The organism is Rhizobium aethiopicum, from assembly GCF_900094625.1.
Lineage (GTDB): Bacteria > Pseudomonadota > Alphaproteobacteria > Rhizobiales > Rhizobiaceae > Rhizobium > Rhizobium aethiopicum.
Window position 1 is genome coordinate 180649 of the sequence record NZ_FMAJ01000001.1, and the last position, 14720, is coordinate 195368.

The 14720-nt window shown below is 60.7% G+C and carries 19 protein-coding genes and 1 pseudogene; 14 read left to right on the forward strand and 6 right to left on the reverse strand.

The genetic code is table 11. The features are described from left to right. Window positions 1–225 precede the first annotated feature (225 nt). Window positions 226–1509 (forward strand): MFS transporter, encoded by a 1284-nt coding sequence (locus tag GA0061105_RS00945; protein WP_092747431.1) that lies wholly within the window; start codon window positions 226–228, stop codon window positions 1507–1509. 12 nt (window positions 1510–1521) lie between these two features. Here the strand turns inward: GA0061105_RS00945 and GA0061105_RS00950 are convergent, their stop codons facing one another. Genes GA0061105_RS00950 through GA0061105_RS00960 form a run of 3 tightly spaced genes read right to left on the reverse strand, consistent with a single transcriptional unit; the run spans window position 1522 to window position 3236 of the window. Continuing rightward, window positions 1522–2223: a TIGR02281 family clan AA aspartic protease gene (locus tag GA0061105_RS00950; protein ID WP_064691892.1), complete on the reverse strand. Its 702-nt coding sequence runs from the start codon at window positions 2221–2223 to the stop codon at window positions 1522–1524. Continuing rightward, window positions 2220–2435, reverse strand: a complete 216-nt coding sequence (locus GA0061105_RS00955) for a DUF1289 domain-containing protein (protein ID WP_064691891.1) — start codon at window positions 2433–2435, stop codon at window positions 2220–2222. Before GA0061105_RS00955 ends, GA0061105_RS00950 begins: the two co-directional genes overlap by 4 nt. Before the next feature lie 18 nt (window positions 2436–2453). Next, the gene (locus GA0061105_RS00960) at window positions 2454–3236 is read right to left on the reverse strand and encodes an adenosylcobinamide-GDP ribazoletransferase (RefSeq protein WP_064691890.1); all 783 of its coding nucleotides are present in this window, start codon (window positions 3234–3236) and stop codon (window positions 2454–2456) included. Between the two features lie 158 nt (window positions 3237–3394). On the opposite strand from GA0061105_RS00960, the gene cobT reads away from it, so the two are divergent. Both cobT and GA0061105_RS00970 read left to right on the forward strand, forming a co-directional pair. After that, window positions 3395–4411 carry a nicotinate-nucleotide--dimethylbenzimidazole phosphoribosyltransferase gene (gene cobT / locus GA0061105_RS00965; RefSeq protein WP_092747433.1) on the forward strand — a complete coding sequence of 339 codons (1017 nt, stop codon included), beginning with the start codon at window positions 3395–3397 and terminating at the stop codon, window positions 4409–4411. 10 nt (window positions 4412–4421) lie between these two features. Then, entirely contained in the window at window positions 4422–4811 is a 390-nt protein-coding gene (locus GA0061105_RS00970) for a diacylglycerol kinase (protein WP_064691888.1), read from the forward strand. Between the two features lie 15 nt (window positions 4812–4826). Here GA0061105_RS00970 and GA0061105_RS00975 read toward each other — a convergent pair whose 3' ends face one another. Beyond that, window positions 4827–6362: a sensor histidine kinase gene (locus GA0061105_RS00975; protein WP_092747435.1), complete on the reverse strand. Its 1536-nt coding sequence runs from the start codon at window positions 6360–6362 to the stop codon at window positions 4827–4829. A gap of 106 nt (window positions 6363–6468) precedes the next feature. Here GA0061105_RS00975 and GA0061105_RS00980 point away from each other — a divergent pair, with 106 nt between their 5' ends. The 5 genes and pseudogenes from GA0061105_RS00980 to GA0061105_RS32260 all read left to right on the forward strand — a co-directional run. Beyond that, the gene (locus GA0061105_RS00980) at window positions 6469–7026 is read left to right on the forward strand and encodes a thermonuclease family protein (protein WP_092747437.1); all 558 of its coding nucleotides are present in this window, start codon (window positions 6469–6471) and stop codon (window positions 7024–7026) included. Window positions 7027–7030: 4 nt separating this feature from the next. Then, window positions 7031–7663 carry a uracil-DNA glycosylase family protein gene (locus GA0061105_RS00985; RefSeq protein WP_092747439.1) on the forward strand — a complete coding sequence of 211 codons (633 nt, stop codon included), beginning with the start codon at window positions 7031–7033 and terminating at the stop codon, window positions 7661–7663. A 69-nt stretch (window positions 7664–7732) separates the two neighbouring features. After that, entirely contained in the window at window positions 7733–8221 is a 489-nt protein-coding gene (locus tag GA0061105_RS00990) for an Lrp/AsnC family transcriptional regulator (protein WP_004678404.1), read from the forward strand. Window positions 8222–8933: 712 nt separating this feature from the next. Then, window positions 8934–9956, forward strand: a complete 1023-nt coding sequence (locus GA0061105_RS00995) for a porin (RefSeq protein ID WP_064691884.1) — start codon at window positions 8934–8936, stop codon at window positions 9954–9956. Window positions 9957–10243: 287 nt separating this feature from the next. Further along, window positions 10244–10327: pseudogene (locus GA0061105_RS32260) on the forward strand (LysR substrate-binding domain-containing protein); the annotation flags it as partial. A gap of 39 nt (window positions 10328–10366) precedes the next feature. On the opposite strand, the gene GA0061105_RS01000 reads toward GA0061105_RS32260, so the two are convergent. Further along, entirely contained in the window at window positions 10367–11050 is a 684-nt protein-coding gene (locus GA0061105_RS01000) for a DNA alkylation repair protein (protein WP_092747441.1), read from the reverse strand. Beyond that, window positions 11047–11916 carry an NAD(P)-dependent oxidoreductase gene (locus tag GA0061105_RS01005; protein ID WP_092747443.1) on the reverse strand — a complete coding sequence of 290 codons (870 nt, stop codon included), beginning with the start codon at window positions 11914–11916 and terminating at the stop codon, window positions 11047–11049. The genes GA0061105_RS01000 and GA0061105_RS01005 overlap by 4 nt, the downstream gene beginning before the upstream one ends. Window positions 11917–12078: 162 nt before the next feature. Here GA0061105_RS01005 and GA0061105_RS01010 point away from each other — a divergent pair, with 162 nt between their 5' ends. The 6 genes from GA0061105_RS01010 (at window position 12079) to GA0061105_RS01035 (ending at window position 14716) form a co-directional block, all read left to right on the forward strand. After that, window positions 12079–12450 carry a hypothetical protein gene (locus tag GA0061105_RS01010; protein ID WP_092747445.1) on the forward strand — a complete coding sequence of 124 codons (372 nt, stop codon included), beginning with the start codon at window positions 12079–12081 and terminating at the stop codon, window positions 12448–12450. A 308-nt stretch (window positions 12451–12758) separates the two neighbouring features. Then, a complete protein-coding gene (locus tag GA0061105_RS01015) occupies window positions 12759–13082 on the forward strand; it encodes an ArsR/SmtB family transcription factor (protein WP_064691881.1) in 324 nt (107 codons plus the stop codon). Then, complete coding sequence (locus GA0061105_RS01020) at window positions 13079–13489, forward strand: SRPBCC family protein (protein WP_064691880.1); 411 nt, start codon at window positions 13079–13081, stop codon at window positions 13487–13489. Before GA0061105_RS01015 ends, GA0061105_RS01020 begins: the two co-directional genes overlap by 4 nt. A gap of 48 nt (window positions 13490–13537) precedes the next feature. Further along, window positions 13538–13747, forward strand: a complete 210-nt coding sequence (locus tag GA0061105_RS01025; RefSeq protein ID WP_092747447.1) for a hypothetical protein — start codon at window positions 13538–13540, stop codon at window positions 13745–13747. 11 nt (window positions 13748–13758) lie between these two features. Continuing rightward, window positions 13759–14229 carry a DUF1801 domain-containing protein gene (locus GA0061105_RS01030; protein WP_092747449.1) on the forward strand — a complete coding sequence of 157 codons (471 nt, stop codon included), beginning with the start codon at window positions 13759–13761 and terminating at the stop codon, window positions 14227–14229. Between the two features lie 34 nt (window positions 14230–14263). Further along, a complete protein-coding gene (locus GA0061105_RS01035; RefSeq protein ID WP_092747451.1) occupies window positions 14264–14716 on the forward strand; it encodes a DUF1801 domain-containing protein in 453 nt (150 codons plus the stop codon). The last annotated feature ends 4 nt before the right edge of the window (window positions 14717–14720 follow it).

Consider the following 14720-nt stretch of genomic DNA (forward strand, 5'->3'; position numbering starts at 1 on the left):
AAACCGCACGTTGACGCGGCGGAAATTTCGCTCTAGCTGTACGGTCATGAAGATCGCAATGGTTCTTGTCGTGGTGATAGGGCGCATGGGCAGGATGGTGTAACCATCCGGCGATCAGCCCATGCGCGGTAAATCAAGCTCCTGACGGGGCTTTTTTTGTGCCCTGAATTTGCGCTCCGCCTCGTCAGACTCCCGAAAATCTCGCTGACAAAACCGGGCAAGACCATGACACGCGACAGTTCTGCTCAAATTTCCGGCAACCGCCTGGCCGAGAAAACGGCTGCGACTTCGGCCCCGGCGCCTCGGCGCACGATCCTTCTTCTGTTGACGGCGCTCTCGGTATTGCCGGTCAACATATATCTGCCGGCGCTGCCAAATATCGCCGCGACCTTTCAAGCCGATTTCGCGCTCGTCAATCTTTCGATTGCCGGCTATGCGATCATCAACGCCATGACGGAAATCGTCGCTGGCGCGATGTCTGATCGCTACGGACGTCGGCCGGTCGCGCTGATCGCCGTATCCATTTTCATCGTCGCGTCGATAGGCTGCGCGCTGGCTCCCAATATCGTCATCTTCCTGTTGTTTCGCGTGATGCAGGCGTCGATCGCCGCCTGCTTCTGCGTCGCTCTCGTCGCCATCAAGGAGACGGCGGGCGACCGTGGGGCTGCCAACAGGATCGGCTACGCCGCCATGGGATGGGCCATCGCGCCGATGCTCGCTCCAAGCTTCGGCGGCGTTCTGGATGAAGCGTTTGGATGGCGGGCGATCTTCGTCGCTCTTGCGCTGCTTGGCGCAGCCATCCTCGCCATTTCGATGCACGAGCTAAAGGAAACCGCCAGTTTTGCATCGAGGCCGAGAGGCAATTACTTTGCCTCCTATCGGCAGCTTATCGGTTCATCTCGATTCTGGGCGTATACGCTGTGCATGGCCTGCTCCACCGGCACTCTCTATATCTTCCTGGGAGGCGCGTCCCTGGCCGCCAATTCGTCGCTCGGCGGATCGAGCGCGAAACTGGGCTTCTTCATGGGAATGGTTCCGGCTGGATTCATTCTGGGCAGTTATCTCGCTACCCGATTGACGAGGAAATCGCTCGGCACCACGCTCGTCATTGCGCGTTTGTCGACGTGCATGGGTCTGCTCCTGGGGCTGATCCTGTCGATCTCGGGCGTTACGCATGTCCTGGCATTTTTCGGCCCCTGTATGTTCATCGGCATCGGCAACGGCTTGACCTTTCCGGCCGCCAATCTGGGCGTGATGTCGGTTCGCGCCCATCTCGCCGGCACCGCTGCAGGCCTTGCTGCAGCCATGTCGATCGCCGGCGCCGCGCTGATCGCTTCGATCGCCGGGCTGCTTCTCCGGGAGCCAAGCGCAGTGTCGACGCTGTTCGCGGTGTTGCTGGGATCGGCGTCACTTGCCTTGTCGGCGGCGCTTTTTGCGGCTTTTGTCGATCGGCGACTTGCGATCCGCGCTCTTGATAGAGAGCGTGCCGAAAGCCGATCGGGGGGATGATCTTCTGCCCGCTCAATCCCGCATGCGCAGTTCATCCGTCTGCATCTGCAACGAGCCCAACGTTTCCAGGAAGCTCATGCCGAGCAGGCTCTGGTCGAGCCGACCGTCCTCGGCGACGCTGGCTGCGACATTGTTGCGGACGATCGGACCGATCGCCACCTGGTCGAGCGTGATCGGGGCTGCGCGGCTACGGCCGTTGGCGGTCATGACTGTCATCGAATAGGTCAGGCCGGTGAGATCGATGCCGATGCGTTCGGCATCCTCGTGCGAGAGCGCCACCATGCTGGAGCCGGTGTCGACGAGCATCTCGACCATTCGGCCATTGACATTGACCTCGGCCTCGAAATGTCCGTTCAACAGCTTGTGCAGAATAATTTCCTTGCCCCCCTCGCTCGTCATGACGACGACGGCGCGGCCGGGAATGAGGCCTGCGAGCACTCGATTTCCGACGCCGAGCGCTTCCTGGCGATAGAGATAGACGGTCACAAGCGCCAGGATGATGACCAGCCAGATCATCATCTGGCGCATGGTTTCACCGACGGTGCGCCGGCTCGCCCAGATCCCGGCCGACAGCATCAACGCGATCGGCAGCAGGTAAACGACGCGGCCGAAATCGTCGCTTTGCAAGCCAAGAATGCGGCCGCTGTCGTCGTTGAGGATCAGCACGGCGAGGCCGATGCCGATCACGGCGAGAAAGAGGGTCAAACGGATCATAAAGGCCCCTCCGGCCGCTCGACGAGGCTTGATTTCATCGGGTTCCTCACGGCGGCCGTCGCGAGCCTCGCCGGCAGCTGCGCCATGATCCGGCGCTGCTCGGTATCGGTATAGTTCATCCAGCCACCGATTTCCTGAAGAGTGCGGCCGCAACCGGCGCAAATTCCGGTGGCCGAAACCAGGGAGCAGACGTGAATGCAGGGTGTTTGCATGGAGGATATATCGGAGTTTCAAAGAGCGGTGGCAAGGGCGCAAAGGGTGGCGATTTCGCAAATCTGCTGCGTCGCGCCCAGCGTGTCGCCGGTATGGCCAGCAAGCTTGCGGCGGATGATGGCGGTGAAGGCTAATCCTGCAACGCCCGTGGCGAGCAAGCTGGCGACGAGCGGTCGCAGGCCGAATGCCGGCCAGATCAGAAGCGCGGCGAGCAGACCGGCCGAGACGAGCGCAAAATGCATCGCCGCCTCATTCGGCTGGCCGGTCGAGGCGGCCACGCCATCGGCCTTTGCCGGCGGCAGCCGTTGCCAGTGCCAGGCTATGGCGCCACGGCTCAGCGCTGCGACGGCGGGAACGGCGAGGGCTGCGGCGAGCGGCGAGGAATGGCGGACGATGGCGGCGAGTGCGGCTGCGCGGATCGCGAAGGAGAGAATCAGCGCTATCGCGCCATAGGTGCCGATCCGGCTGTCCTTCATGATGATGAGGCTCTGTTCGCGGCTCTTGCCGCCGCCGATGCCGTCGGCCGTATCGGCCAGGCCATCTTCGTGCAGCGCGCCAGTGGCAAGAGCCTGGACGGAAAGCGCGATCAGCGCCGCCATCAGGGGGTCGGCACGCAGGCCTGAAAGAAGGAGGAGGGCGAGCGCTGGAATAAGGCCGATGACAAGGCCGGCGAACGGAAAGGCGCATACCAAGCGGCCGAGCCTGCCGTCATAGCTTTTAAATAGCGTCGGCGGCATTGGAAGGCGGCTCAGAAAGGCGACGGCGCGAGCGGTATCGACCGCATAGTCCTTGATCTTCATTTGTTTCGTTCTGCCGAGGGGAGGTGCGGCGCTTTTGGTGTTGTTCGCTTCGTCAGCCAGCTTTAAGAGAGAGCCACCGCAAAGAAGCTGATTTGCTCGACGCAAACAAGTGGTTTGCGTGAAAACAAGACTAGCCGATTCATAGGAACACCGCACAGATGAGCGTTTCAGGCCTGCCGTTCGACGATTTCCGTACCCTGCTCCGCGACCTGCCGGGGCCGGATGCCCGCGCGCTGGTGGCCGCACGCGAACGCGACGCGCAACTGACCAAGCCGCCCGGTGCGCTCGGAAGGCTCGAGGAGATTGCCTTCTGGCTTGCCGCATGGACGGGTCGCCAACCTGCCGTCAACCGGCCGCTGGTGGCAATCTTTGCCGGCAATCACGGCGTCACCAGGCAGGGCATCACCCCGTTTCCGCCGGCGGTGACGCAGCAGATGGTCGAAAATTTTGCCGCCGGCGGTGCGGCGATCAACCAGATTTGTGTTGCCCACGACCTCGGCCTGAAGGTCTTCGATCTGGCGCTCGATTATCCCACGGGCGACATCACCGAGGAAGCGGCGCTTTCCGAGCGTGACTGCGCCGCCACCATGGCCTTCGGCATGGAGGCGATCGCCGGCGGTACCGATCTGCTCTGTATCGGGGAGATGGGCATCGGCAACACGACCATTGCGGCAGCGATCAACTACGCGCTCTACGGCGGTTCGGCGCGAGACTGGGTGGGACCCGGTACAGGCTCGGAAGGCGAAATGCTGGAGCGCAAGATCGCGGCGGTGGAAAAGGCGGTTGAGCTGCATAGCGACCATCTCGACGACCCCTTGGAGATCATGCGCCGGCTTGGCGGCCGCGAGATTGCGGCGATGGCCGGAGCCATCCTTGCCGCGAGGATGGAGCGCATCCCGGTGCTGATCGACGGCTATGTGGCGACCGCCGCGGCGGCGATCCTCAAAGCCGCCAATCCCTCCGCGCTCGATCATTGCCTGATCGGCCATGTCTCCAGCGAGCCCGGCCATTTGCGCGCGATCGAGATGCTCGGCAAGACACCGCTTTTGGCGCTCGGCATGCGGCTCGGCGAGGGCACCGGGGCGGCGCTTGCCGCCGGCATCGTCAAGGCGGCCGCTGCCTGCCATTCGGGCATGGCGACGTTTGCACAGGCAGGTGTGAGCAACAAGCATTAGGGGATCAATCTTGACGAAGCCCGCGGTGACGAAAGAGACCGGATTTCGACATTTCATCGCCGCCGCCAGCTATTCCTGGGCGGGCTTCTTGCGCGTGCTGAAAGAAGCGGCCTTCCGCCAGGAGCTCGGCTTCTTCGTTATTTCGATGGCGGCGCTGGTACTGGTGGGGGCGAGCGTCGGCGAAATCGTCGTCGCGGTGCTGTTGTTTCTCGGGCTCTTTTCAATGGAAGCCATGAATACCGCCGTCGAAGAGGTGATCGACCGGATTTCGCCGGAGATTTCGATTGTCGGCAAACATGCCAAGGATCTCGGCTCCTTCGCGGTGGCCTGCATGATCGCCGCCTGCTGTCTTTATCTCGGCTTCGTCATCGGCAAGCACCTGTTCTTCGGCCCCGCGTGACATACCCAAGTTCAATCAGGCAAAACTCTTGCGCTTGCGTGCGACAGCCTGAGCCTCTTCGACGGCGGGTAGGCTCTGGAGCACGCGCTTGGCGGGCAGGATGGCGATGACCTCGGTGCCTTCACGCAGCTTCGATTTCAGCAGGAACTGTCCGTCATGCTTGGCAAGGATTGCCTGAACGATCGGCAGGCCGAGACCGGTGCCTTGTTCGGCGCTCTTGATGGCGATCGAGCCCTGGCCAAAGGCCGACAGGACAACGGGAATCTCTTCTTCCGGAATGCCGGGGCCATTGTCCTTGATTGAGATGTACTGTCCGCCGCCGGCCGTCCAGCCGACCTTGACGTGGATTTCGCCTCCCTGCGGCGTGAATTTGACGGCATTGGAGAGGAGATTGAGCACCACCTGGCGCATCGACTTCTCGTCTGCCCAGATGGCCGGCAACTGCCGCTCGAATTGATCCGAAATGGCAATATTCTTGGCGCGGGCGCGCAGCTGGACCATGCCGATGCAATCCTCGGTGATATCGAGCAGCGAGATCGCTTCCTCGCTCAGTTCGTATTTGCCGGCCTCGATGCGCGACAGGTCGAGGATTTCGTTGATGAGATCGAGCAGATGCTGGCCGGAGCGATGGATATCGCCTGCATATTCCTTGTAGGTCGGGTTGGCGAGTGGTCCCATGACTTCGGCCGACATCACCTCGGAGAAGCCGAGGATGGCGTTGAGCGGCGTCCTGAGCTCGTGCGACATGGAGGCAAGGAAGCGGGACTTGGCGAGGTTTGCCTCTTCGGCGCGGCGGCGGGCCTCGTCAGACATCGATTTTGCCACTTCGAGCTCGGCGATCAGGTCGTCCTTCTCCGACTGATAGGAGAGGATCTTGAGGTTCGATTTGAAGAGCCGGTCGCTGATATAGTTGAAGAAGACGAGGGTGGTGGTGAAAAGCCCGGTCAAGCTGATTTCGAGGAGGTCGCGCGACAGGCCGCTCTTGACGCCAAGCGCCACGACCGCCGGTGCGAAGGCAACCAGCACGGCAGGCGTCAGCATGAAGTTCGACATCGCCGTGACCGAGAGCGCAATCAGCAATGTAGCGCCCTTATAGAGAATGAAGCTCGACGGCTCGCAGGTGTCACATTCCTGCAGCGCGAAGACGGCCCAGCAGCAGCCGACCAGGAATTGACCGAGCAGCAGCAGGCGGCGCCATTTGCGGGCGCTTTCGGAGGTGATCTCCTGCCGGCGCGCCCGGCGCGCGAGCAGGATGTTGCCTGCATGACAGGTGAGCGTCAGCAGCGCCCAGAAGAGCAATTGGGTCTCTTGAGTGAAATAGACGCCGAGAGCGGTGGTGATGACGACGAAGAGCGGCATGATCGTCGCGCCCTGCAGCATCGACGCTATGTACATTCTGAGGACATCACGGTCGAATACGGAATTCGACGCATGACCGGACTGCAGGCGTTCGCGCGTCTGCCGCACAGCCTTGGAAACGGCCTTATTGCGGTGGCTGCGCGACCTGTCGACGATAATCTTGTCGGTCGATGTGCTTACGCCGGTACTCATGTGCACGTTGAAACTTCATCCCTGGGTGGATAAGAGCTTAACCGGCAATTCTTAAGAAGATGTTTGCCATCTTTGCCAAGGATTTGTTTTTTAAGGAGGCGAAAGCGTGACACGGGGCCTGCGCCTGATTCGCGACGGGGTGACCGCTTTTGCCCTGCTGGCGCTCCTGGCGCTGATTGCCGCGAAGGTCAACGATAGCGCTGCCATCAGGCGGGCGGGCGCCTTTCATGCTGCCGATGGCGACAGTCTGACATTGGGGCAGGAGCGCTTGCGCCTCGAAGGCATTGATGCGCCCGAGCTTAACCAGAGCTGCGAGCGGGCGGGAAGGGCCTGGGCTTGCGGACACGTGGCGCGCGAGGCGCTGCAGGCGATGGTGCTGGCATCGGGGACGTTTTGCCAGGGCGACCGGCGCGACCGCTATGATAGGCTGCTCGTCGTCTGCCGGAGCGGGACGGACGGCGACATCAATGCCGCCATGGTGCGCCGGGGTATGGCCGTTTCCTACGGCGGTTACGGCAAGGAAGAGCTCGAGGCGAGGGGTGCGAAGGCGGGGCTGTGGGCCGGGACATTCGAGCGGCCGCGTGATGTGCGCGATCACGCCGGTGATAATTCCGGTTACGACGAGGCGCTGCGCTTCATCGGGTGGATCGTTGGCTGGGAGTAAAGCAATGACCGACGAAGCCGAGCTGGAAACTCTGCGGCGGGAAATTGCCGCCTGTCGCATCTGCCGCGACGCCCCGGCAAAAGGGCCTGTGCACCGGCTGCCGCACGAGCCGCGGCCGGTGGCGGTGATTTCGTCAAGCGCACGCATCCTGATCGCCGGGCAGGCGCCTGGCCTTCGGGTGCATGAGAGCGGTCTGCCATTTGACGATGCCTCGGGCGACCGGCTGCGATCATGGCTCGGCGTTGACAGGGTCAGCTTTTACGACCGCAACCGATTCGCCATCGTGCCGATGGGCTTCTGCTTTCCCGGCTACGACGGCAAGGGCGCGGACCTGCCGCCGCGTCGCGAATGTGCGCCGTTCTGGCGGCAAAGAGTAATGTCGGCGATGCCGCAGATCGAGCTGGTGCTGGTCATCGGCCAATATGCTCAGGCCTGGCATATGGCAGGCGAAGAACGGGGCACTATGACCGAGACGGTATGGGCGTGGCGTGAGGGCCTCCTGTCCGGTCGGTCGCCCGCGGTGCTGCCGCTGCCGCATCCGAGCTGGCGCAACAGCGGCTGGCTGAAGCGCAATTCCTGGTTCGAGCAAGAATTGCTTCCTTACCTGCAGGAGCGGGTAAAAATGCTGCTTTCCTGAAACAAAATTCTTTTCCTCGCGCGGAATCGGGTTATACAAAGAAAATAATTCGAAAGGACCGACGTGCGCATGGACCGCCTCGACCGCAAAATACTGCGTCTGCTGCAAGAAGATTCAACCCTGGCTGTCGCCGACCTCGCGAAAAAGGTGGGGCTTTCGACGACGCCATGCTGGCGGCGGATCCAGAAAATGGAGGAGGATGGCGTCATCAAGCGTCGGGTTGCCATCCTCGATCCAGAGAAGGTCAACACCAAGGTCACGGTTTTCGTGTCGATTCGCACGGCGACTCATTCGATCGAGTGGCTGCGCCGCTTTTCCGAGGTGGTCGCCGAATTCCCCGAAGTGGTCGAATTCTATCGAATGAGCGGCGATGTCGACTATCTCCTGCGAGTCGTGGTGCCCGACATCGCGGCCTATGACGCCTTTTATAAGCGGATGATCGCGAAGATTGAGATTCGCGACGTCTCCTCAGCCTTTGCGATGGAGCAGATCAAGTATTCCACGCAGCTGCCGCTCGACTACATGATTCTTGAGAACGCCAAATCCAACGAGGATTGAAGCTCGGGTGTGCGATCAGCGATCACTCGCGTGTCGCCAATAGGTTGCGTCCGAGGCGCGGCCAGCAGTCCTGTAATTTGCCCGGAAAGCGGGCCGTCTGAGACTATTCGGCCGCATGCAGCAATGCTTCGCCGAAATGCGGCTTTCAGACGAATGTGGACCCGGCCTGCAGAAAAAGCCGGAAAAACCGCGAGAAAACGCTCCAATTTCGCCAAAAAGGTCGAAAAATATATAGCTTGATAACAATTGCGGCGCTATGATCTGTGGCATCAGTGAGCGTCATGTCATGATTTTGACTCATTGGTATCGAATTCAGAACACCATGTTCTACACCGCTACCTTGTATATGTTCATTTGTCGGCGGTAGAATTTATATGCTTCACCAATAGTGTTCGATGGGATCGGACGGTGAAGATTTGAGATGGGGCGTAGCGTTTGCGGCTTGCGATGGAGGTTTCCATTGCGAGGCCGTTTTTGTGCGTTATTCTCTTAAATATCTGAAGTTGTTGTATAAAAATCACGTTGCTGGCGAAAGTTGCTCCGATGAACCCCTCTCACATGTATCGAGAATTGCTTGATAGAGCCTTCTATGTGATGACGGTTTGGCGGTTCGATCGATCCGCACGCCGAGATGGCTGTTCAAACTGGGCCGGCTTCGAATTGACTACCCGACGAGACGTCAGCCCCGATCGACAAAGGAATGGATTGGTAAATGAACATCAGAATGGTTTTGCTTGCATCAGCAGCAGCATTTGCTGCATCGACGCCGGTTCTTGCAGCTGACGCTATTGTTGCTGCTGAGCCGGAACCGGTTGAATATGTTCGCGTCTGCGACGCTTACGGCACCGGCTACTTCTACATCCCCGGCACCGAAACCTGCCTCAAGATCGAAGGCTACATCCGTTTCCAGGTTGATATTGGTGAAGAGCCGCTCAACGGTTCGGTCAGCAACGACTCGGATTGGGATGCCCGTACTCGCGGTCAGGTTCAGTTCACGGCCAAGAGCGACACCGAGTATGGTCCGCTGACCGGCGTCATCGTCATGCAGTTCAATGCTGACAATGCCTCCGACCAGAGCGCCATCCTCGACTCCGCTTACCTCGACATCGCGGGCTTCCGCGCTGGTCTGTTCTACAGCTGGTGGGACGACGGTCTCTCGGGTGAAACCGACGACATCGGCTCGATCGTAACGCTGCACAACTCCATCCGCTATCAGTATGAAAGCGGCGACTTCTACGCTGGTATCAGCGTCGACGAACTGGAAGACGGCTTCTACAAGACCGGCGAAGAGCCGAACAACGTTGGCGTTGCCTTCGGCGTTGGCGGCACTGCAGGTGCCTTCAGCTACCAGGTCACCGGCGGCTGGGACTTCGACAACGAAGACGGCGCTATCCGTGCAATGGGTACGGTTGAAATCGGTCCCGGTACGCTCGGCCTCGCAGCCGTGTACTCTTCCGGCCCGAACTCCTACTACTCCGCAGCTGAATGGGCTGTCGCTGCCGAATACGCTATCAAGGCAACCGACAAGCTCAAGATCACTCCTGGCGTCCAGTACTACGGTGACTACTACGTCACCGGCGACGACTTCAGCGACGGTGATGCCTGGAAGGTTGGTCTGACGGTTGATTACCAGATCGTCGACAACTTCTACGCCAAGGCTTCGGTTCAGTACCTCGATCCGGAAGATGCTGACGACTCCACGACGGGCTACTTCCGTCTGCAGCGTTCGTTCTAATCCACTTGGTGGATGCCCCCGGTCTTCGGGCCGGGGGCACTTCAAAACAGTTTCTGATCCGAGTGACCTCCGATCAGCTACGGGGACGGGTCCGGTCTTCCCTGCCGGACCGTCCTTGCAGCGTTTTAACACGCATCTTGCGGCCGTTTTTTCAGGTCGCCATCCAGGCAGGTAGATCGGCATGTCGTGTACCGGCCGTCGGCAACTCGCCAGCCGCCATTGAGGCCATTTCTTAATATCAATAGATTTTGGATCGACCGCTGGACATCGGTTGGCTTTGCCGCAACATCGCCTTCACGACAGCCAAGGGCATGCCGCCGGCTGTAAGAGTGCTGATCGATTTTCTGGTCGAAAAATCCAGACCCCATTGACGACGCGGCGAAAGCCTCAGCCTTTGACGCGGCATTGCTTTAATTCAGCCGGGCCATCAGCTTTTCGCCGCTCAGTTCCCTGACCGCATCCCTACCGATCCAGCGGGCGGTTCTGTCAGGACTTTCGGCCAGAAGCTTCGCCAGCCCCAGCGCCGGGCCGTGGCAGGCGCGATTGCGCTTGCCGATGCTGCGCAGTGCCCAATTGACCGCCTTGCGAACGAAGTTGCGGGAATCGCCGGAATGCGCCTCGATCAGCGGCAGCCAGACGAGTATGGCCGCGTCGGTCTCTTCCTTCCGATGGACGGCGGCGCCGGCGATCATGGCGAAGGCGGCGCGACGGACAAATTCGCGCTCGTCGGCAGCGAATTCCGGGATGAGGTCATCGAGGTGCGCCTCAACGAAGAGATCGGCGGCGCAGTCGACGACCTCCCAGGAATTGAAATCATTGGCCCAGTTTCTTGCCTCTTCCACCGTCAGCCGCTTCGGCTCGGCGGTGTAGAGAGCGAGCAGGCGGGCCTCGCGGATATCGCTTTGCCAGAGCTGCGTTGCCCTGGCGTGATCTCTCTTCGCCAACCTGGCGACCGCCCTGATGTCGGGATTGGAAATGCCGAGGGCGCGGCCGGTGACGATGCCGAACCGTACCATCGCGGCGATAGTCTCCTCCGAGCGCAGCGTTTCGAGATGCGCGATCAGCTCAGCCGGATCGGAGGAGGGACCGATCATTTCTCAAGTCTGGCGAGCAGCGAGGATGTGTCCCAACGATTGCCGCCCATTGCCTGCACGTCGCCGTAGAACTGGTCGACAACGGCCGTGACTGGCAGCTTGGCGCCGTTGCGGCGCGCTTCCGCAAGCACGATGCTGAGATCCTTGCGCATCCAGTCGACCGCGAAGCCGAAATCATATTTGCCTGCATTCATGGTCTTGTGGCGATTTTCCATCTGCCAGGAACCCGCCGCACCCTTGGAAATCACCTCAACGACTTTCTCGATATCGAGGCCGGCCCGCTTGCCGAAATGCAGCCCTTCGGCAAGCCCTTGGACAAGGCCGGCGATGCAAATCTGGTTGACCATCTTGGTCAACTGCCCGGAACCTGCCGGCCCCATCAGGCCAACCATTCGGGCATAACTTTCGATGACGGGGCTGGCGCGCTCGAAGACAGCCTCGTCGCCGCCGCACATGACGGTCAGGACCCCGTTTTCGGCGCCGGCCTGGCCGCCGGAGACCGGGGCGTCGATGAAGTCGACACCTCTTTCCTTCGCCGCGGCATAAAGTTCGCGAGCAACTTCGGCGCTGGCGGTCGTGTTGTCGATCAGGACCGAACCCGGCTTCATGCCGCGCAGGGCACCGTTCTCGCCAGAGGTCACCGACCGAAGATCTTCGTCGTTTCCGACGCAGACGAAGACGAAATCAGCACCCGCCGCCGCCTCGGCCGGAGTGGCGGCGGATTTGCCGGAGAATTTCTCGGTCCAGGCAGACGCTTTTTCGGCCGAACGATTGTAGACGGTGACATCATGGCCGCCCTTCGTCTTCAGATGACCGGCCATGGGGAAGCCCATGACGCCGAGACCGATGAACGCGACTTTAGCCATATGTCCTATCCTTTCCTGAGTGTGAGGCCCCGAGGATTAACCGAAACGGGGCGAGCAGAAAAGCCGTGAAGACGGACTTCCTGCCGATTGGCGCATATGAGCTGGTCGCCACTCGGCCAAGCCCTAGATGGGAACGAAGAATAATGTTTCCCGGGGGATGACATGACCGAAATTCCGACGATCGAGCCGCGCCGCAGGGGGCGCAGCGGCACGCAGGCGATGCTTATTCCGTCGCGGCAGATGGTCGAGGAGCAGATTCGATCGGCGCCTGAAGGTGTTCTCACCGAGGCCGGCGTCTTGCGCCGCCGTCTCGCCACTAAATACGGAGCGGATGCCTGCTGCCCGGTGACGGTCCAGCGGCAATTGCGTGCGATCGCCGAGCTCTCCTTTAATGCGCTGGAAAAGGGCGAGCCGGTTTCGATGGTGACACCCTATTGGCGCATGGTGGATCCGGCGAGCCTGCTTGCGACGCGCCTTGCCGGCGGTCCCGCCTTCATTCGCGAGCGATTGGCCGCCGAACTCCGAGAGAAGTAGCGAGGCGGGCGAGAGGGCGCGAGGAACCCGTCTGAGGTGATTTCGGGCGAGTTTGCGGAAGGCGGTATGCCGGGAGCCTTCATCACGTCAGAAGCGAGGCCTGGGATGCGGCCGAAGCTGGCGGCTGGCGATGACGTATAGCTTATGAGCTATATTTTATCTGTCCGTAACCTTTCCAATTATCTCGTCCGTTGCGGGGTCGACAATGAAACGTACCCCTCGGCTTGCAGGTCTTCTCCCCGGCGCTTGACATTCGCATCGCTCGATGGCTATAGGTTAATTCATAGTTATATAGATATGGATCTTCAATGGCGCACGTTCAGGATGTACTCTTCAGAACGCTTGCCGATCCCACCCGGCGGGCCCTCTTCGAGCGGCTGTGCCGGGAGGGGGAGAAGACGGTTGGGGCGTTGACGGCGCAGGCCGGCGTCTCGCAGCCGGTCGTTTCGAAGCATCTCGGGCTGCTGAAGCAAGCCGGCCTGGTGCGCGACCGCCATGAAGGGCGGCAGACGCATTATAGCGCGCAGCTCGGGGCGCTGGCGCCGCTGGTCGACTGGACGAGCGAGATGGCCGGCTTCTGGCAAAGCCGCTTCAATGCGCTCGAAGATTTGCTGAAGAGGATGGATCAATGACAGACATATCGACCGAAACGCGTTCCGTCGTCATCGAGCGGGAGATGCCTTTTCCCGCAGAAAAGATCTGGCGGGCGCTGACTCAGCCGCACCTGATGCAGGAGTGGCTGATGAAGAGCGATTTCAAGCCAGTCGTCGACCATCGTTTCAACTTCACTGCCGACTGGGGCGCGGTCGACTGCCGGGTTCTGGAGGTCGAGCCGAACAGGACCCTCGCTTACAGCTGGGGTGCATATGGCCTCGAAACCGTCGTGACCTGGACGCTCACGCCGACGGGAGTGGGCACGCATTTGCGCATGGAACAGTCGGGTTTCCGGCCGGATCAGCGACAGGCTTATGGCGGCGCCAGGACCGGATGGCCGCAGTTCTTCGACAAACTGGAACAGGTGCTGGCGCGGGTTGACTGAGCCTCGCCGACGGACGGTACGTCGGGCTCATTTGAGGAGAACGTTTCATTGAACTGGACAGCCGGTTACGGTCGGCTGTCGGTTGCCTTTACGCTGGCCGTCATGATCAATATCGTCGCAATGGTGCAGGAGAAGTCGGCGTTCTGGGTGAGGTTCTTGGTGCTCCTGCCGCTCGGCCTGCCTCTCGTTACCGGTCTCACCTTGCTTGTGCTGCCCTATGCCGTCAAACGGCGCGACGCGGTACGCATCGGCGAATAGGAGGAAGTGCTATGGCGAGTAGAAGCTCTAAGGGCGCGGAGAAGGTCACGAAAAAGACCGCCGCCACGTCGGCGGCCGCGGAGCCAATCCTTCTTTCGGGAGGCAATCCGCAAATCCCCAAGGGTTATGGTGACGCGCCCGTGCAAGCCTATATCGCCGCCATGCCGGGTTGGAAAAGCGACATTGGTCGTCGCCTCGATGCACTCATTACCCGCACGGTGCCTGGCGTTTCCAAAGCGGTCAAATGGAACTCGCCTTTTTATGGCATGGAAGGCCAGGGTTGGTTCCTCGGCGTTCATTGCTATGCGAGGTACGTGAAGGTGGCTTTCTTCAAGGGCGCGTCGCTGCATCCTCTGCCGCCAGGCGAGTCCAAGCAGAGGGAGGTGCGCTACCTCGACATCCGTGAGGACGATCCTTTCGACGAGGCGCAGATCGCCTCCTGGGTGGCGCAGGCGAGCCGATTGCCGGGCGAACGGATGTGAGGTTTTCGATGCGCAGCGACGGGAAAATGTGAACATGAAGAAGGCGACAGCAACAATGAAGAAGATCGATTCCGGCAATGGAAACCATGGAGCCTCCCCCTCGCAACTGATCGATGCGAGGATCGAGGAGCTCAAGGATTGGCGCGGCGAAATGCTTGCTCGGGTCCGAGCGCTCATCAAGGAGGCCGAGCCCGAAGTCGTCGAGGAGTGGAAGTGGCGAGGGGTACCGGTGTGGGAGCGCGCCGGCATCATCTGCACCGGCGAGACCTACAAGAGCGTGGTCAAGCTGACTTTTGCCAAGGGCGCATCGCTGGAGGATCCCAATGGCCTTTTCAATTCCAGCCTCGAAGGCAACACCCGGCGCGCCATCGATTTTCATGAGGGCGACGAGATCGATGGAGAGGCGTTGAAGGCACTCATTAGCGCTGCCGCTACGCTGAATACCTCGATGAAGCCGGGCGCCTCGCGGAAGAAATCAAGCGGCTGAGGCT